Source organism: Thauera sp. 28 (assembly GCF_000310145.2).
GTDB lineage: Bacteria > Pseudomonadota > Gammaproteobacteria > Burkholderiales > Rhodocyclaceae > Thauera > Thauera mechernichensis.
In genome coordinates this window covers 387,179-403,886 of sequence record NZ_AMXA01000001.1, presented here as the reverse complement: position 1 = coordinate 403,886, position 16,708 = coordinate 387,179, and the positions used below count along the sequence as shown (strand labels likewise).

General features: G+C 66.7%; 15 protein-coding genes. 9 read left to right on the top strand and 6 right to left on the bottom strand.

The features are described 5' to 3' along the window. Positions 1-16 precede the first annotated feature (16 nt). Positions 17-1,441 (bottom strand): MocR-like pyridoxine biosynthesis transcription factor PdxR, encoded by a 1,425-nt coding sequence (gene pdxR, locus C662_RS01825; protein ID WP_232433193.1) that lies wholly within the window; start codon positions 1,439-1,441, stop codon positions 17-19. Between the two features lie 174 nt (positions 1,442-1,615). Here pdxR and C662_RS01820 point away from each other — a divergent pair, with 174 nt between their 5' ends. The 5 genes from C662_RS01820 (at position 1,616) to glyA (ending at position 7,037) form a co-directional block, all read left to right on the top strand. After that, positions 1,616-2,857 carry a benzoate/H(+) symporter BenE family transporter gene (locus C662_RS01820; RefSeq protein WP_002924125.1) on the top strand — a complete coding sequence of 414 codons (1,242 nt, stop codon included), beginning with the start codon at positions 1,616-1,618 and terminating at the stop codon, positions 2,855-2,857. Further along, the gene (locus C662_RS01815; protein WP_002924124.1) at positions 2,857-3,672 is read left to right on the top strand and encodes a YggS family pyridoxal phosphate-dependent enzyme; all 816 of its coding nucleotides are present in this window, start codon (positions 2,857-2,859) and stop codon (positions 3,670-3,672) included. The genes C662_RS01820 and C662_RS01815 overlap by 1 nt, the downstream gene beginning before the upstream one ends. After that, positions 3,669-4,388: a glutamine amidotransferase gene (locus C662_RS01810; protein WP_002924120.1), complete on the top strand. Its 720-nt coding sequence runs from the start codon at positions 3,669-3,671 to the stop codon at positions 4,386-4,388. Before C662_RS01815 ends, C662_RS01810 begins: the two co-directional genes overlap by 4 nt. An 85-nt stretch (positions 4,389-4,473) precedes the next feature. After that, on the top strand, positions 4,474-5,706 hold the full coding sequence (locus tag C662_RS01805) for an aspartate aminotransferase family protein (RefSeq protein ID WP_002924119.1): 1,233 nt from the start codon (positions 4,474-4,476) through the stop codon (positions 5,704-5,706). A 65-nt stretch (positions 5,707-5,771) separates the two neighbouring features. Further along, the gene (glyA, locus tag C662_RS01800) at positions 5,772-7,037 is read left to right on the top strand and encodes a serine hydroxymethyltransferase (protein ID WP_002924117.1); all 1,266 of its coding nucleotides are present in this window, start codon (positions 5,772-5,774) and stop codon (positions 7,035-7,037) included. 81 nt (positions 7,038-7,118) lie between these two features. Here the strand turns inward: glyA and C662_RS01795 are convergent, their stop codons facing one another. After that, positions 7,119-7,619 (bottom strand): Fur family transcriptional regulator, encoded by a 501-nt coding sequence (locus C662_RS01795; protein WP_002924114.1) that lies wholly within the window; start codon positions 7,617-7,619, stop codon positions 7,119-7,121. 80 nt (positions 7,620-7,699) lie between these two features. Here C662_RS01795 and hisI point away from each other — a divergent pair, with 80 nt between their 5' ends. From hisI to C662_RS01780, 3 genes are read left to right on the top strand one after another with little or no spacing between them, the layout of a single operon-like run. Next, entirely contained in the window at positions 7,700-8,122 is a 423-nt protein-coding gene (gene hisI, locus C662_RS01790) for a phosphoribosyl-AMP cyclohydrolase (protein WP_002924110.1), read from the top strand. Beyond that, positions 8,119-9,603 carry a cysteine--tRNA ligase gene (gene cysS / locus C662_RS01785; RefSeq protein WP_002924108.1) on the top strand — a complete coding sequence of 495 codons (1,485 nt, stop codon included), beginning with the start codon at positions 8,119-8,121 and terminating at the stop codon, positions 9,601-9,603. Before hisI ends, cysS begins: the two co-directional genes overlap by 4 nt. Beyond that, positions 9,600-10,229 carry an alcohol dehydrogenase catalytic domain-containing protein gene (locus C662_RS01780; protein ID WP_002924107.1) on the top strand — a complete coding sequence of 210 codons (630 nt, stop codon included), beginning with the start codon at positions 9,600-9,602 and terminating at the stop codon, positions 10,227-10,229. Before cysS ends, C662_RS01780 begins: the two co-directional genes overlap by 4 nt. Positions 10,230-10,317: 88 nt before the next feature. Here C662_RS01780 and C662_RS01775 read toward each other — a convergent pair whose 3' ends face one another. The 4 genes from C662_RS01775 to C662_RS01755 all read right to left on the bottom strand — a co-directional run bounded on the left by C662_RS01775 (position 10,318) and on the right by C662_RS01755 (position 15,570). Next, positions 10,318-10,677 carry a DUF1801 domain-containing protein gene (locus tag C662_RS01775; RefSeq protein ID WP_002924106.1) on the bottom strand — a complete coding sequence of 120 codons (360 nt, stop codon included), beginning with the start codon at positions 10,675-10,677 and terminating at the stop codon, positions 10,318-10,320. Positions 10,678-11,315: 638 nt separating this feature from the next. After that, entirely contained in the window at positions 11,316-12,506 is a 1,191-nt protein-coding gene (locus C662_RS01765; protein ID WP_002924104.1) for an MFS transporter, read from the bottom strand. Next, positions 12,503-13,567: a methyltransferase gene (locus tag C662_RS01760; protein ID WP_002924103.1), complete on the bottom strand. Its 1,065-nt coding sequence runs from the start codon at positions 13,565-13,567 to the stop codon at positions 12,503-12,505. Before C662_RS01760 ends, C662_RS01765 begins: the two co-directional genes overlap by 4 nt. A gap of 14 nt (positions 13,568-13,581) precedes the next feature. After that, the gene (locus tag C662_RS01755) at positions 13,582-15,570 is read right to left on the bottom strand and encodes a TonB-dependent receptor (protein WP_002924100.1); all 1,989 of its coding nucleotides are present in this window, start codon (positions 15,568-15,570) and stop codon (positions 13,582-13,584) included. Positions 15,571-15,755: 185 nt separating this feature from the next. Between C662_RS01755 and C662_RS01750 the strand changes: the two genes are divergently transcribed. After that, entirely contained in the window at positions 15,756-16,646 is an 891-nt protein-coding gene (locus tag C662_RS01750; protein WP_051018541.1) for a helix-turn-helix domain-containing protein, read from the top strand. Positions 16,647-16,708: the final 62 nt, after the last annotated feature.

Here is a 16,708-nt window from a genome sequence, read left to right as displayed (position 1 = left end):
GCGACGACAAATGCCGCTATCGGCACGCCAACGCGCGGAGCACCCCGGCAAGTGCATTGACGGCGATGTCCATCTCGTCCGGCGTGTAAGCCGCGAACCCCATCAGGAAACCGGCCCTGTGCGTGGTCGAAGCATGCAGCGCCGTCAGCCCCAGGAGATCGATTCCCGCCCGCGCCGCGCCATCGATGACCGCGCGCTCGGAGATGTCGCGAGTGAACACACAGGGCATCTGCATTCCGCCTGCCGGCACCCTCGGTTCGACGAAGTCGGCCAGATGCGCGCGCACGAGCCCTGCCAGCACGTCGAGCCGGTCGGCATAGACGCCACGCATCGCGCGCACATAGGCGCCGAAATGCCCCCCTTCGATGAAGCGTGCCAGCGTCAGCTGCGGGATGGATGCGCTGTGCCCGTCCAGCAAGGTCCGCGCCACCGTCATGGGCGCCACGAGCTGGGGCGGCAAGACCACGTAACCGATGCGCAGGCCAGGAAACAGCGACTTGGTGAAGGTGCCGATGTAGATCGTCCGATCGTGCGGGTCGAGCCCCTGCACGCAGGCGGTGGGCTTGCCGGCATAGTGGAACTCGCTGTCGTAGTCGTCCTCGATGATCCAGGCCTGGTTCTGCCGCGCCCATTCGATCACCGCGAGCCGCCGATCCAGCGCCAGCGTCGCGCCGGTCGGGAACTGATGCGAGGGCGTCAGGAAGACCGCCCTGGCCGGGCTCGCCGCATCGTGCAGGCGCGCCACCTGCATGCCCTGGTCGTCGAGCGGCACGGGGACACACGCTAGCCCGGCGGCATCGAACGCCTTGCGGGCACCGTGGTAGACGGGGTCTTCGATGAAGATCCGGTCGCCCGCGTCGAGCAATACGGTTGCGCACAGGGCCAACGCCTGTTGCGAGCTGGTCAGTACCAGCACACGCTCGGGCGTGGCACGCGCCCCCCGCTCAAGATTGACGTAGTCCGCGATGGCGCGTCGCAACGGCTCCACGCCTTGGGGCGGGCTGTGCCGCAAGGCCTGGGTGCCATAGTCCTTCAACACCTGTCGTTCCAGGCGCTCCCAGGTTCGCAGCGGAAAGCTGCGCGTCTCCGGCACCCCGGGGGCGAACGGCCTTGGCGCAACAAAGTCGCGCACGCCGCCGCCCTGAAGGATCGATGTACCACGCTGACTCAGACGCACCGACTCGCGCTGGGGCCCGGGGCGCCGCGCGGTGCCGCGCCTTGACGAGGCCTGCGCCCGCTCGGACACGAAGCTGCCGCTCCCCACGCGCCGTTCGATGAAGCCTTCCGCATGCAGCTGGCTGTATGCCGACTCGACCGTATCGCGCGAAACGCCGAGCGACCGGGCCAATGCCCGCGACGCCGGCAGCGGTTTGCCGACGTCGAGTGCGCCGTCGAGGATCAGTTGCCGGAGGGCGCGCTGAATGCGGGCATGCAGCGGCAAGGCGCCATGGGCGGGGTCTCCAATCCAGGCTTTGACCGATTCGAGTTGAGCGTGCTTGAACAATTGGCCGGTATCGCTTAACGAAAGTGGTGGGGAACAACGGGCCATTTTAGGCTTAAAAAGCTGCTTTCGGAGCAGATCGATCCCCCACTCTCCTGGAGCCCTAAGCCCGCCATGTCGTCATCCACCTCGCCTTCACCCATCTGTCCGAGCGATCTCGCCCATCCCCTGGTGGCCGGGCTGGTATCAGTCATCGTCAACTACGGTGGCACCTTCATCCTCGTCTTCCAGGCAGCGAAAGTGGCCGGCCTCAGCCCGGAGCTGACAGCCTCCTGGGTGTGGTCGATCTCGATCGGCGTGGGCGTCACCGGGATAGTCCTGAGCTGGACGGCACGTGAGCCGATCATTACCGCGTGGTCCACGCCGGCCGCCGCGTTCCTCATCACCGCACTTGCGACCACGCCCTATGCCGAGGCGATCGGTGCCTACCTGCTCTCGGCGGCGGCCTTCGTGGCATTGGGGTTGTCCGGGTACTTCGAGAAGGCCATCCGGCTGATCCCACCGGGCATTGCCGCCGGATTGCTGGCCGGCATCCTGCTGCAGTTCGGCATCGGTGCCTTCGGTGGCATGAGCATCGACCCGGTTCTGGCGGGCTTGTTGATCATGGCTTATCTGGTGCTCAAACGCTTCACCGCACGCTATGCCGTGGTGGGCATCCTGGTGCTGGGGCTGGCCTTCCTGCTCATCGAGGATCGCGTCGATCTGTCGGGGCTGGCATTGCAACTCGCCGCGCCGGTTTTCACCATGCCGGCGTTCTCGCTCAACGCCACCTTGAGCGTGGCACTGCCGCTGTTCCTGATCACGCTGACCGGCCAGTACATGCCGGGCATGCTGGTGCTGCGCAACGACGGCTTCAAGACCAGTGCGAACCCCATCGTGACCATCACCGGGCTCGGTTCGCTGCTCATGGCACCGTTCGGCTCCCATGCGTTCAACATCGCCGCCATCACGGCCGCGATCTGCACCGGCCGGGAAGCGCACGAAGACCCCTCCAGACGCTGGATCGCCGGCATCGCCGCGGGGGTCTTCTACATCCTCGTCGGGGTGTTCGGCGTGACCTTGGCCGCCCTCTTCATGGCCTTCCCGGCGACCTTCATCACCACGCTGGCTGGCCTCGCGCTACTGGGCACCATCGGTGGCAGCCTGGCCGGCGCCATGGCCGATGCGAAGGCGCGCGAGGCCTCGCTGATCACCTTCCTGGCCGCAGCCGCCAACATCAGCTTGCTGGGCATCGGTGGTGCGTTCTGGGGCCTGGTGATCGGGCTGGTGGCGCATGCGGTACTCAACGGCCGCCTGCCCCAACGAGCGCCAAGGCAGGTAATGGCGCCCGCCCCCGCGAACAAGGGGGTGAGCTGATGCGCCCCTCTGTCGATGCCCTGTGTGATCACGACCCGCATGGACGTTATCCCGAGGCCCTCACCGTGGAGGACTTCCGCCACAAGCTGGCCGCCGTGCGGGCACGCATCGACGCCGCCTGCCGTCGCGCGGGTCGCGATCCGGCGGACGTGCGCCTGCTCCCGGTGAGCAAGACCAAGCCCGAGGCCAGTATTCGCATGGCCTACGCGGCCGGTTGCCGGATGCTGGGCGAGAACAAGGTGCAGGAGGCCCATCGCAAATGGGAAGCCACGCAGGATCTCGGCGGGCTGCGCTGGTCGATCATCGGCCACCTGCAGACCAACAAGGCGCGGATGGTGGCGCGCTTCGCCGACGAGTTCCAGGCGCTGGACAGCCTGCGCGTGGCCGAGGCACTGGAACGCCGCCTGCAGATCGAGGGACGCTCACTGGACGTGTTCGTGCAGGTCAACACCTCGGGCGAGACCAGCAAATATGGCCTGGCACCCGAGGATGTCCCAGGCTTCGTGCGCGCCCTGCCGGCCTTCTCTGCCCTTCGCGTGCGCGGCCTGATGACGCTCGCACTGTTCTCCAGTGAGGCCGAACGGGTACGGCAGTGCTTCATCCTGCTTCGCACCCTGCGGGACCGACTGCGCCAGAGCGCCGCCGCAGGTATTGGCCTGGATGAGCTGTCCATGGGCATGTCCGGCGACTTCGAGATCGCCATCGAGGAAGGTGCCACCGTGGTGCGTGTCGGCCAGGCCCTCTTCGGCGCCCGCCCCTTGCCCGACAGCCACTATTGGCCAGCGAACCCCCAAACAAAGGAGCCCCGATCATGAAGACCGCCATCGCCATTCGCCATCTGGATTTCGAAGACCTGGGAACGCTGGAACCCCTGCTGCAAGCGCGCGGCTACACGATCGAGTATGTCGATGCGACTCGAGATGCGTTGAACACCCGCGCTGTCGATGCTGCTGACCTGCTGGTGGTGCTCGGTGGCCCCATCGGCGCCTTTGACGACGAGGCCTATCCATTCATCGAGGATGAGTTGGCCTTGGTGCGTCGGCGGCTGGACGGCCATCGCCCACTGCTGGGGATCTGCCTGGGCGCGCAACTCATCGCGCGCGCGCTTGGCGCCAGGGTGGCCCCCATGGGTGTCAAGGAAATCGGCTTTGCGCCACTGACGCTGACACCGGAAGGTCAAGCCTCGCCGCTGGTCGCGCTGGGCAACGTGCCGGTCATGCACTGGCATGGTGATCAGTTCGACATTCCACCCGGCGCGCTGCGGCTGGCAGGGACGGATGTGTGCCCCAACCAGGCCTTTTCGGTCGGGCGCCATGTGCTTGGGCTGCAATGCCACCTGGAGGCAGACCCGCGCCAGATCGAACGCTGGCTGGTCGGACACGCCTGCGAACTGGCCCAGGCGGGAATCGACCCGCGCGCACTGCGAACCCAGGCATGCGCCCTGCAAGCACGGCTACCGCAGGCTGCGCGGGCGGCGTTCTCCCGCTGGCTCGACGGCGTCGAATCGGAACCGCCCTGCAGCCAGCCATGACGGCGAAACGCTCTCCGTGCCACTTCGGTTCGACTTGCTCCAGCCCATCCCACGTTATCCAAGACACCCACCTGAGGCAGCAATCATGCAATACCACGCATCGCACCTGATGCGGGCCTATGCCCGTCAACCCGTTTCCTTCGTCCGCGGCTCCGGCGCACGCCTGTGGGATGCACAAGGCTTCGAGTACCTCGATGCCATTGCCGGCATCGCGGTCACCAGCCTGGGCCACGCCCACCCCGAGATCGCCGCCGCCATCAGCGAGCAGGCCGGGCTGCTGCTGCACACCTCCAACGTCTTTCGCATCGACTGGCAGGAGCGGCTGGGCGCGCGGCTGTGCGCATTGACCGGCATGCAGAAGGTTTTCTTCTGCAACTCGGGGGCGGAAGCCAACGAAGCGGCGCTCAAGCTGGCGCGTCTGCATGGCCATCGCAAGCAGGTGGCGCAACCCCAGATCCTCGTGATGGAGAACGGCTTTCACGGTCGCACCCTCGCAACGCTCTCGGCAACCGGCAACCCCGCGAAACAACACGGCTTCGAGCCACTGATGCCGGGCTTCGTGCGCGTGCCCTACAACGATCTCGACGCGGTGCGCCAGGCTGCCGCGCAGTGGCCCGACATCGTGGCGGTGCTCGTCGAGCCGGTGCAGGGCGAAGGGGGAATCCGGGTTGCCGCAGCCGATTACCTGCGCGGACTGCGTGTCCTGCGCGACCAACACGACTGGCTGCTGATGGTCGACGAAATCCAGGCCGGCATGGGCCGGACCGGCGCCTGGTTCGGCCACCAGCATGCGGGCATCACGCCCGATGTCGTCACGCTGGCGAAGGCGCTGGGCAACGGTTTTCCGATCGGCGCCTGCCTGGCGCGGGGGCAAGCCGCCGACCTGTTCTCACCCGGGCAGCACGGCTCGACATTTGGCGGCAACCCGCTCGCTTGCCGGGTCGCGTGCTCGGTGCTCGACATCATGACGCGCGAGAATCTGCCTGAGCGGGCCGCCCTGCTCGGTGCGCGCCTGCTCGACGGCCTGCAGCGGGCACTGGGCAGCCACCCCGATGTGGTCGCCATCCGTGGCCAGGGCTTGATGGCGGGGATCGAACTGAACAGGACCTGCAATGAGCTGGTTGGGCGCGCCCTGGCCGAACAGCGGTTGCTGATCACGGTGACCCGCGGCAACACCATCCGGCTGCTGCCCCCGCTGGTGTGTGACGAAGCGCAGATCGACGACATCGTGGCGCGCCTCGCCCACCTGCTGTCGCCGGCCGCATCGGACGGCCCTGCAGCGCCCGTCGAAACGACGCCGCAGGAAGCAGCGGCATGAAGCTGGGCATCGACGCCCCCACCCGTATCGAACCCGAGCATTCCAGACCACAGGACGACCCACCCATGTATGACCCATCCCTGACGCTCTCCGATTTTGATCCCGAGTTGGCCGCAGCCGTGCTGCGCGAGGAACGCCGGCAGGAAGACCACGCTGAGCTGATCGCCTCCGAGAACTACGCCAGTCCGCTGGTGATGGCCATCCAGAACACGGTGTTCACCAACAAGTATGCCGAGGGCTATCCGGGCAAGCGCTACTACAGCGGTTGCGAGCACGTGGATGTGGCCGAGCGCCTGGCCATCGAGCGGGCCAAGGCGCTGTTCGACTGCGACTACGCCAACGTGCAGCCTCATGCCGGCGCGCAGGCCAATGCCGCGGTCTTCCTGGCACTGACCCATCCCGGCGACACCGTGATGGGCATGAACCTGGCCCAGGGTGGCCACCTGACCCACGGCAATCCGTCCAACTTCTCCGGCCGTCACTACAGGATCGTGCCCTATGGCCTCGATCCGGAAACGGGACTGATCGACTACGACGAGATGGAGCGCATTGCGCTGGAAACCCGGCCCAGGATGCTCATCGGCGGCTTCTCCGCCTACTCCCGTTACAAGGACTGGGCGCGCATGCGCGCCATCGCCGACAAGGTGGGCGCCATCTTCTGGGTGGACATGGCGCACGTGGCCGGTCTGGTGGCGGCCGGCGAATACCCGAATCCGCTGCCACATGCCCACGTGGTGACCAGCACCACCCACAAGACGCTGCGCGGCCCGCGCGGCGGCATCATCCTGGCCAAGGACCAGGACGAGGGCTTTTACAGGAAGCTCGACACCGCCGTGTTCCCCGGCATCCAGGGCGGCCCGCTGATGCACGTGATCGCCGCCAAGGCGGTCGCCTTCAAGGAAGCCCTGTCTCCGGCGTTCAAGTCCTACCAGCAGCAGGTGGTCGTCAATGCTCGTGCCATGGCCGCCGTGCTCCAGCGCCGCGGCTACCGCATCGTGTCCGGCGGCACCGACAACCATCTGATGCTGATCGACCTCTCAGACAGACCCTATACCGGCAAGGAAGCGGACGCCGCACTCAGCGCCGCGTACATCACCGCCAACAAGAACTCGGTGCCCAACGACCCGCGCTCACCCTTCGTGACCTCAGGGCTGCGCATCGGCACACCCGCCGTGACCACGCGCGGATTCGGTGCGGCGGAATGCGAGGACCTGGCCGGCTGGCTGTGCGACGTGCTCGATGCGTTGGAGGCCGGCAGCAGCGAGCAGGTGGCAGGGAGGATTCGCGAGCAGGTGGTGGCCTTGTGTCGTCGCCATCCCGTCTATCGGTAGGTGCTGCTGGATCGCGCCAATCGGTATGCGCACAGGTGCCATCGCTCGTCCTCAGCCACGAGCCTCCAAACATTCGCAACTTCACTTCACATTGAAATCACTGCCCTGGGTACTTGGACCAGTGGCACGGCAATCCGGGCAGGTCGAGGAAACCTCGACCTCCTGGCAGTCGAGCGCGTGTCCGGCTCGGGCAATGCTGCGCAGCAAGGCTTGCATGAGGGCCGAATCGTGAAGCTCGCTCACTTTCCCGCAGTGCGGGCAGACCAGAAACAGACCGGGTAGATCATGCGATTCGTGGCGGCAGGCCACGAACTGGTTGATGCGTCCGATCTTGTGGACCAACCCCTGTTCGATCAGAAAATCCAGTGCCCGATAAACCGTCGGCGGGGTTGCGTTGCTGCGCAGTTGCTTGATCTGGGCGAGCAGGTCATAGGCCTTCAGGCCATTTTCGTGCCGCAGGAGTAGATCCAGGACGTCGCGCCGTATCGGTGTCAACCGCGCGCCGCGCGCCGCGCAGTGGGCTGCTGCGCGGTCCAGAGGATCCTCGCTCTTGTTGGCTGCGCCGTGACACATGATGTTCATGCGCGCAATTCTAGGGGGGCGAGCTGGAATGTACAAATGCAATGTTATAACATTGCATTTGTACATTCCCTCTTTGCCATATGTTCAAGAACCTGGAATCCGCGCCGGCCGGGACGACAGTCGCCACCGATGCCGCGCTTGCCACCCTGCCATTCGATCGGGACGGTCTCATTGCCGCCGTCACGCAGCAGTTCGACACCGGCGAAGTGTTGATGCTGGCCTGGATGAATCGCGCAGCACTGGAAGAGACCCTGGCGACGGGACGCGCCTGTTACTGGTCGCGCTCGCGCAAGGCGCTGTGGAGAAAGGGCGAAACCTCGGGGTGCTCGCAGACAGTCAAGGAGGTCCGCCTGGACTGCGACGGCGACGCCGTCCTGCTTCTGGTCGACCAGCTTGACGGAGCCTGTCATACCGGCCGCCGCAGTTGCTTCTACCACCGGATCGACAACGCGCACCTCGTCGTCCTGAGCGCTCCGCCCCATCGAGACGGAGGCGTCCAATGACCCGGAATCCCGAGGACAGCACGCACAGTGCAAGCATCGGCTCGCAGACCGCAGCGGCACCGGGACCTGGCCGGAACCGGCCGGCGACGATTCGTCTGCACAACACCTTGCGCGGACAGAAGGAAATCTTCGCGCCGCACGATCCGCAACGCGTCACGATGTACGTGTGCGGCCCCACGGTCTACAACTTCGTCCACATCGGCAATGCCCGGCCGGTGGTGGTGTTCGACGTGCTCTACCGCTTGCTCTCGCGGCATTACCCGCAGGTCGTATACGCCCGCAACATCACCGACATCGACGACAAGATCAACGCTGCTGCGCAGGCCGCGGGCGAGCCGATCCGCGTGCTGGCCGAGCGCTTTGCCGCCGCCTATCGCGAGGACATGGCCGCCCTCAATGCGCTGCCGCCCGGCGTCGAGCCCTGGGCCACGGATCACGTGCCGCAGATGATCATGCTGGCGCGGCAGCTGATCGAGCGCGGTCATGCGTATGTGGCCGATGGGCATGTGCTCTTCCATGTGCCATCGCTTGCCGACTACGGCAAGCTCTCCGGTCGCCGGCGCGACGAGATGATTGCCGGGGCCCGCGTGGAAGTCGCACCCTACAAGCGCGACCCGGCGGACTTCGTCCTGTGGAAGCCTTCGACGGACTCGCAACCGGGTTGGGACAGCCCCTGGGGGTTTGGTCGTCCGGGCTGGCACATCGAATGCACCGCGATGATCCACACCCACCTCGGGCGCTCGATCGACATCCACGGCGGCGGCCAGGATCTGATCTTCCCGCATCACGAGAACGAGATCGCGCAGGGCGAAGGCGCCTATGGCGGCGAGTACTGCCGCTACTGGGTCCACAACGGCTACGTCACCGTCGACGGCGAGAAGATGTCGAAGTCCTTGGGCAACTTCCGCACCGTGCGCGACCTGCTGCAGCACTATCCGGGCGAAGTCATCCGCTACGCCCTGCTGGCAGGGCACTACCGCAAGCCGCTCGACTTCTCCCTGGGCGCGCTGGATCAGGCCCGCGCTGCGCTCGACCGCCTCTATGGCAGCCTGTTGCCTTACGATGATCGGCCGCGACGACCCCACGGCGCCGACGCCCAGGACATCGAGGCCGCGCTGGCCGATGACCTCAACACCCCGCTCGCACTTGCCCGCCTGCACGAAACGGCTGCTGCCCTGCGCAAATGCACCGACCCCGCGGAACAGGAACAGCTGCTGGAGACGCTGCGCGATGGTGCGGACCTGCTCGGCCTGCTCCAGCAGTCCCCCGGCCAATGGCGGCAGCACTCTGTGGAAACGGACGATGCGCCCAGCGTGGAGCGCATCGAAGCCCTGATTGCTGCCCGCAGCGACGCACGGGCAGCGCGCGACTTCACGCGGGCCGATGCCCTGCGCCATGAATTGATCGCGCTCGGCGTGGGCATCGAGGACGGCGCAGCCGGCACCACCTGGCACCGCCTTCCCGTGCAGGTAAGCGAATGAGGGCCGAGCTCACCCTCGGCGGACACTACAGACGCTCGCTAAAGGCCTATGGTGGTACGGATGTGCTCACTATGAAAAGCGTACCGGTGCCGAAGCCCGGCGCAAACGAGGTGCTGATCCGGGTGCAGGCGACTACCGTCTTCTCTGCGGACCGGCGGATCCGGGCGATGGACTTTCCTTCCGGTTTGCGGCTGGCCGGTCGCCTTGCGTTCGGGCTTAGCCGCCCGCGGCGCCCGGTGCTGGGAGCGGAGTTGACCGGCATCGTAGTCGCGCTGGGCAGCCGAACGACACGCTTCAAGATCGGTGACCCGGTCATCGCACTGATCGGCCTGCGCATGGGCGGGCATGCCGAGTATGTAGCCATTCCCGAGCGGGCTGCGATCGCGGTTCGAGATTCACCTATGCCGATCGAGACCGCCGCTGCGCTCAGCTTCGGCGGCACGGCAGCACGCAGCTTCCGCTGCCGGGCCAGGCTGTCCGCGGACGAACACATCCTCGTGATCGGTGCGGCGGGGACGGTGGGCCGTTCGCCCCGCTACTCGACAGCGTTTTCGCCTTCGAAGCGTTGCCCGAAGCGCATGCACGAGTCGATACCGGACACAAGCACGGCAGTGTCGTGGTCATGATCTGAGGCCAGGGCTGACCAGACTGCGCACCTCCTCCTCCTCCGCCTGCCGGTCGCCCCCGGCACAATCGGGATCGCGACTTGGCGTCTCACGGTTTCGACGCTGCGCTGAACGCCAGCAGGAGATAGTCGCGCACATGCTTTGCCGCGATATCCCGAACCGACGACAGCTTGATGTGGCGCCGCAGCTTGCCCGTGCCCTCAAGCACCCCGAACGAGTCTTCAAGCGACGCCCCCGCGCCGAATTCAAGCGAGACGTGCTTTGCGTAAGAGAAGATCCCGCAGAACGGCTTGCCAACGGAGAAAAGGATTCCACCGTACTTCACCTCTTCGGACACTGACGGCCCCAAGGCGAGAATGATCTCACGCAGTACCTGCACGAGTTCGAAGCGCTCCTGATCAAGCAGGCGGATGTCTTCGAGAAGTTGTGGAATGCGGTCGATGGTCATGGCAGGCAAGGTTCAGGGGGAGAATGCTGCGGTGCATTGTACGGGCGTGGCCATTGCTCACGTTCCAGTCGATATCCGGAGGTTAGGCTCGTCCGTAGTTTCGACAAACAGATCCATTCACGACCACTTCGCAAGACTTCTCCGAATGCGCTCACGGAACGCCTCGACCTCCTCCATGGAGAGCCAAGCGACGTAATGGCGCGTCCCCGTCGCGGCTCGTGGAGCCGGGGCTTGATTGGGCCGAGGTCGCCTGCATGATCGTAGGCGATCCCGGGTGCTCATACACGATCAAGGAAGCGCATAGACGCCGACCTCGCCCCGGGGCGAAGCCGTTTCAGCTTGTCGCTCGTTCGTACACCCCGTACGCCCAAAACCCCCTGCCCGGCTTCGACGGGCCATGCCAACCGAGCTTTCGAAGCTCCTGGGCGATGAAGTGATTGATGAACCCATGGCCAACGAGCAGGACGTTTCCATACTGCTCGGCCAACTCCACCAGCCGCGTCGCCGCTCGCCTCGCGCGCCCTTGTATCCTTGAGTTCATAAGCGGGCTTGCCATGGCGCAACAAGGTAATTCGCATGTTCCCCGAAACTCTCAGTTTATGGCGCACCGATGCATGCCATGACCGCCGGAGTATATGCTATTCAAATTGCCTGTTGGCGGATATCAGCAACGCAACCGCCAGCGCCGCAACGGCAAGCGCCGCCAGCATGCCGGGGTAGCCGAGGCGGTCGAGCAACAGCCCGGCTGGCGGCGCGACAGCGATCCGGCCGAACGTAAACAGGCTGGCCTGCAGGCCGTAGTCGGCGGCCCGCCAGTCATCGCGCGCGAACTCCATCATCATCGCGAAGGCGAGCGCGGAAGCCACGCCCATGGCGACCGCGAGGAATGCGGCGGCGGCCACCAACCCGGCTTGCGTCCCATACCCGGCAGCGGCGGCCATCAGTGCAAGCGCAAGAACATTGGCGCCAGCGGAGAGCGGCAGTGCCCGGAGGATGAGCGCACGCGGCACAAGTCCGGCAGCGAAGCTCGCCAGTGCCCCGAGGGCGCCGCCGCCGACACCGGCAATCCAGGCAACCTCGCTGGCCGGAAAGCCGCGATCGAGCAGCAGCGGCTTGAGATAGACCCATGCGGCGGCAACGAAAGGAAAGTAGCCGAGCAGCACGACCGTCCAGATCCCCGCCCCCGCCTGTCGGAAGAAGCCGCGCCACACGGCGAGCGGCTTCGAGCGGTGGATGCCGAAACCACTGCCATCGTCCTCGATACATCCAAGCAACCACAAGGCCACGAGCAGGCAGCCCCCCAGCAGCAGGAAGGGCGCCGCCCAGCCAAGCGCCTGCTGCAACAGCAGCATCGCGCCACCGCCGACGATCGCGCCCGCGAACGTGGCGGCCGAGCGCACCCCGCCGGCGCGGGGGCGCTCCTCGGCGGGAAACAGCTTGATGGCCAGCGCATTGACCGGGATATCCGCCCAGGTGGCACACAGGGCGGCCAGCAGCGTCAGCGCGAAGAGGATGCCTTTGTGGGCATCCGCCCCCAGCGCGGCCAGGGACAGCAGGGCCAGGAGGTAGCCACCGCCGGTGAGCCACGCCCAGCGCCGGTAGGGACGATGGCCCGCCCGCCAACGTTCGATTGGCAAGGCCAGGAACAGTTTGAACACGGCCGGCAGGCCGGCCAGTTGGAAGAGCCCGATCTCCGCGCCCGACCAGCCCTGCTGCCGCATGACGAGCGGCAGTCCCAGCCAGAGATAGATGGCCGGTGCCGTCAGCGCGAAGTTGATCCAGCCGAACAGCACGTGGCGCACGCGCACGTGGGAAAGGGCCGCGCTCATGCCGCCTTCCTCGCAACGACGACCTGCAGCGGCGCCATCGGAAACAGGGCCGACGCAAAGGTCTCGATGCGGCAGAAACCGATGCGCCGCAGCGCCGCCGCCATGTCACCCCGGTGGCCGACGTGGCGTCCCTGCATCAGCATGGGCAGGTAATACTGGAGCACCTCGACCGCTGCGGCCGGCGTGTCGCCGATCTCTGCGTGCGCACAGATCAGCGCGCCGCCCGGCCGCAGCGCGGCGAGAATCTTGCGCAGGACCGCCTCGGTATCCGGCACGAAGTGCAGCACCGAGGAACACCAGACGAGGTCGTAGTCGCTGCCACCCACACTGCCGATCGCGTCGGCCGCCAGGTCGCCGCCGAGCACGGAGAGCCGGTCTGCGAGGCCTGCGGCGGCGATGTTCTCAGCCGCGACAGCCACGGCTTCGGGGAAATCGAAAACCACGCCGGAAAGCCCGCCCTGTCGCCGCGCCAGCTCGATCGCCACCCAGCCAGGGCCTCCGCCCAGGTCGAGCAGCTTCGTCGCCGCCGCGAACTCCGGTACGCGCGACACGATCTCCAGCGCAGCCGGCACGGTGGCCGCATGCTGGTCCTGGGCCAGTTGCCTGCGCGCGGCCGCGGCCCACTGCTCGGCCATGCGTTCGAGGGCCTGCCCGCCTTCGGCCTGCACCCGCTGTCGCACCTGATCGCGCAACAGACCGGCGGCCTGCCTGAGCCGGGCCTCACGGTAGCGCCAGGCGTCGCCGGACCAGGTGGGAGAGGCGGCCAGGAAGTAAGCGCGTCCGACTTCCGCGAGGCCGTACACGGTCTCCGATCCCCCGATGTGGTCCACGGCGAGGCGCGCAGATCGGTCCAGCAGGCCCATGCCCCACAGCAGTTCGAGCAGGTGGGCGGTGTTCCGGGAATCCAGGTCGAGCTGGGCGGCGAGCTCGTCGGGCGTTCGAGGCTCGACCAGGGACTCGAAGATGCCCAGCGCCAGGGCTGCGCTCAGTGCCTCGGCCTGGATGGGCGCGGCCGCCAGCGCCCAGTAGCGTTGTAGAGGGTGCTTTTGTTCAGGACTCATGTGCATTGCTCCGTTTACATGCGCCAGGTCAGCCGCACGCCCAGCTCGCGCGGCGGGCTGTAGATGGTGGCCACGCCGTTGAGGAATCCGACGGTGTCGTACTGCTTGTTCGTGGCGTTATGGACGTAGGCGGACAACTCGGTGCGCCCGAAGGTGTAGCCCGCCAGCAGGTTGACGACGCCGTAGCCCGCCCGCCCAGAGGTGTTGGCGGCGTCGAGATAGACCTTGCTCGCGCCACTCAGATGGGCCTGGGCATACCAGCCTTGCGGGGCGTCGTAGCGCACCCCGAGGTGGCCGGTGACATCCGGCGCGAGCGGGTTGTGCTTGCCCTTGAAATCATTGGCGCCCTCCCGGAACTCGCGGAAACGGGTGCGATTCAGCCCCAGCGCGGCCTGGAGCTGCCAGCCCGAACCGAGCAGGTACTGCAGCTCGGCATCGATGCCCACCGGACGCGCCGACGCCGCATTGGTGAGGAACATCTGGCCGGGCAGGCCGATCTGCTGGACCTGCATGTCACGCACGTCCATGACGTAGGCCGCGACGCCGTAGCGCAGGCGCCGCGCCAGGAGCCGCCCCTTGACGCCAAGCTCGAAGGAGCGCACCCGTTCCGGTTGGTAGCGCCGGTAGGCCTCGGGCGCGAAGGCATTGAAACCGCCGGCTCGAAAGCCGTCGGCGACGCTGGCATAGACCTGTGCGTCCTGCCGCCATTGGTACTGCAGCGCCACCTTGGGCGAGAAGCGGGTCCATGCGCGCGACTGTTCGCGCTCCCCGGCCAGGGCAAAGCGCACCTCGTTGCGCTCGATGCGAGCACCCGCCGTGACCGTCCACCGATCCGCCAGCGGGACGATCCAGTGGGTGAACAGCGCCGCCGAGTGGCCCTTTTGCGTGGCCGAGGTCGTTGTCGAACCCAGCGGAATCTTCTGCCCGAAGCTCAGGTCATGATCGTCGCGGTCCGCGTAGAGTCCCGCCAGCCACTGCGCCGGGCCCACCCTGCCCTCCAGGCGGAATTCCTGCGACAAGGTGCGGAAGTGGTGGTCGCGGCTCACATGCAGCATGTCCGCCGGCATGAAGTCGATGTCCTGCTTGATGCGGTCGGTGAATTCGCTGTTGGCGGTGATCGAGCGCAGCTTCAACTCGGGGGCCAGTTCGTGCGCGATGTCGAGCGACACGGTGCGCGCGGTCGAATCGTTCCAACTATCGGTGCCGGAGCGCACCGTGGCGCGCGGCGCGCTGACTGCCCCCCACAGCGAGCCCGCGTCGCGATACTCGCGTTGGGCATAGCGCAGCGTGGCATCGGTTCGATCGCCGGGCGTCCAGCGCAGCGCCAACCTGCCATTGCGGCGTTCGCGGTCGTCCTCCTTGCCGCCCTTGAAGGCGTTGTCGATGAAACCGTCCTGGGTGAAGAACTCGCCAGCCCCCCCGAGGTAGAGGGTGTCCTTCACTAGCGCATGGCTCGCATCGAAGCGCAGCGCACGCTTGTCGCGGCTGCCGAGCTCCGCCGAAACGACGGCGTAGGGATCGTTCCCCGGCTGGCGTGTGACGATGCTGACCGCACCAGCCTCGGCGTTGCGTCCATACAGCGTGGACTGCGGCCCGCGCAGCACTTCCACGCGCTCGATGCCCAGCAGGTTGTCGTCGAAGCCCTGCCCGCGCAGGGTCGGCACGCCGTCGACCACCAGCGCGACCGAGGACGAGAACCCTATGACGTTGGCCGTCAGGCCGCGCATGACCGGCGGCTGCAGGCCCGACTGCCCCGACGCCTGGAAGGTGAAGCCGGGTGTCATCCGCGCCACCCCTTCTAGGCTATCAACGCCGGCAGCTTGCAGATCCTCACCGTCAAAGGCCGAAACGCTGGCCGGCACATGTTCCAGCACCTGGGATTGCTTGTTCGCCGTGACCGTGACGGCGGGCAGCGCCTGTACTTGCGCCTGCTGTGCTGCGGCCGGCAGGGCTGCGCCAATCAGCGCCAGCAACCCGGCCGCGCGGCTGGAAATCGTGGGCATCGCTTGTCCTCCTCGAGTTCATGTGGACCGCATGGTATTCGTCAATGCGAACCGTTCTCATATAGAATCGATTGCGTTCGGGAGGGATTCGTATGCAAACGGGAGCGAGGCGTGGCGCCATGACTGATTTCGTACGCGCGACGGGTGCGGCCGGGCCCGCGGTCCAGGGGGCAAGCGCAACGCACGTGGCGTTGCCCGACCGCTTCGGCGATTGCTGGATCGAGCGAACCGCGCTCGACGATGGGCTGACCGTGGTGCACTCGCACTACCGCCCCACGCGCGAACTGGTCGAAGAGACTGCCCAGACGGGCAGCAGCCCGACACTGGTCATCACCCTGGGGCTGGCGGGCGAGTCTGGCTTCGTGGCGCGGGAAGGAACCCGCCTGCGCTTCCGGGCCGGGCACACGACCCTCACCGCTTTCAACGAGAGTCGCGGCGAGCGGCGTTTCAATGCGGACGGAGCGGTACGCCAACTGCGCCTGGTGCTCTCCGGAACGGCGCTGTCGCGCTACCTTGGAGAGGCGGCTGTGGCGCGTCTGGCCCGCCGTTCGGGCGTGCGCATCCTCGGCGAGCACGCGACGCCGCCCTGGTGTCGCGCCTTGCTGCGCCCCCTGCTCGCCTCCGAAGCGACGCCGCTGGATCGGCACATCGCCGCGCTGACCCTCGCGGCCGAGTATCTGCGCCCGCTCATGCCGACCGGCGCGTCCGCCGCGCCGTCATCCACGCATCTCGGCGCCGACGACATCGACAAGCTCCAGCGCGCCCGCGACCTGATGCAAAACCACATGGACCGTGCATTGACGATTGCGTATCTCAGCGCAACCGTGGGCATGAACGAGTGCAAGTTCAAACAGGGCTTTCGCGAACTGTTCGGCGCCCCACCCCATCGATTCCTGCTGGAGCTGCGCATGCGGCGGGCGTGGATGCTACTTGAGTCAGGATCGCGGGTGGCACAGGCCGCCTACGCGGTCGGTTACGAGCACCACGCCAGTTTCAGCGCGGCATTTGCGCGGTATTTCGGGCGAACGCCGAAGTCGGTGTCTGGCGGTCTCAACCATGGCACCGATCCGATTTGACTGCCGGCTCACGAGCAGCGCGGAGGCATCGTCTGCCGCGCGCAAGCGGGGGGTAATTCGGC

Coding starts and splice junctions, on each gene's coding strand:
- C662_RS01820 (WP_002924125.1), top strand. CDS start 1,616: ATGTCGTCATCCACCTCGCCTTCACCCATCTGTCCGAGCGATCTCGCC.
- C662_RS01815 (WP_002924124.1), top strand. CDS start 2,857: ATGCGCCCCTCTGTCGATGCCCTGTGTGATCACGACCCGCATGGACGT.
- C662_RS01810 (WP_002924120.1), top strand. CDS start 3,669: ATGAAGACCGCCATCGCCATTCGCCATCTGGATTTCGAAGACCTGGGA.
- C662_RS01805 (WP_002924119.1), top strand. CDS start 4,474: ATGCAATACCACGCATCGCACCTGATGCGGGCCTATGCCCGTCAACCC.
- glyA (WP_002924117.1), top strand. CDS start 5,772: ATGTATGACCCATCCCTGACGCTCTCCGATTTTGATCCCGAGTTGGCC.
- C662_RS01795 (WP_002924114.1), bottom strand. CDS start 7,619: ATGAACATCATGTGTCACGGCGCAGCCAACAAGAGCGAGGATCCTCTG.
- hisI (WP_002924110.1), top strand. CDS start 7,700: ATGTTCAAGAACCTGGAATCCGCGCCGGCCGGGACGACAGTCGCCACC.
- cysS (WP_002924108.1), top strand. CDS start 8,119: ATGACCCGGAATCCCGAGGACAGCACGCACAGTGCAAGCATCGGCTCG.
- C662_RS01780 (WP_002924107.1), top strand. CDS start 9,600: ATGAGGGCCGAGCTCACCCTCGGCGGACACTACAGACGCTCGCTAAAG.
- C662_RS01775 (WP_002924106.1), bottom strand. CDS start 10,677: ATGACCATCGACCGCATTCCACAACTTCTCGAAGACATCCGCCTGCTT.
- C662_RS01765 (WP_002924104.1), bottom strand. CDS start 12,506: ATGAGCGCGGCCCTTTCCCACGTGCGCGTGCGCCACGTGCTGTTCGGC.
- C662_RS01760 (WP_002924103.1), bottom strand. CDS start 13,567: ATGAGTCCTGAACAAAAGCACCCTCTACAACGCTACTGGGCGCTGGCG.
- C662_RS01755 (WP_002924100.1), bottom strand. CDS start 15,570: ATGCCCACGATTTCCAGCCGCGCGGCCGGGTTGCTGGCGCTGATTGGC.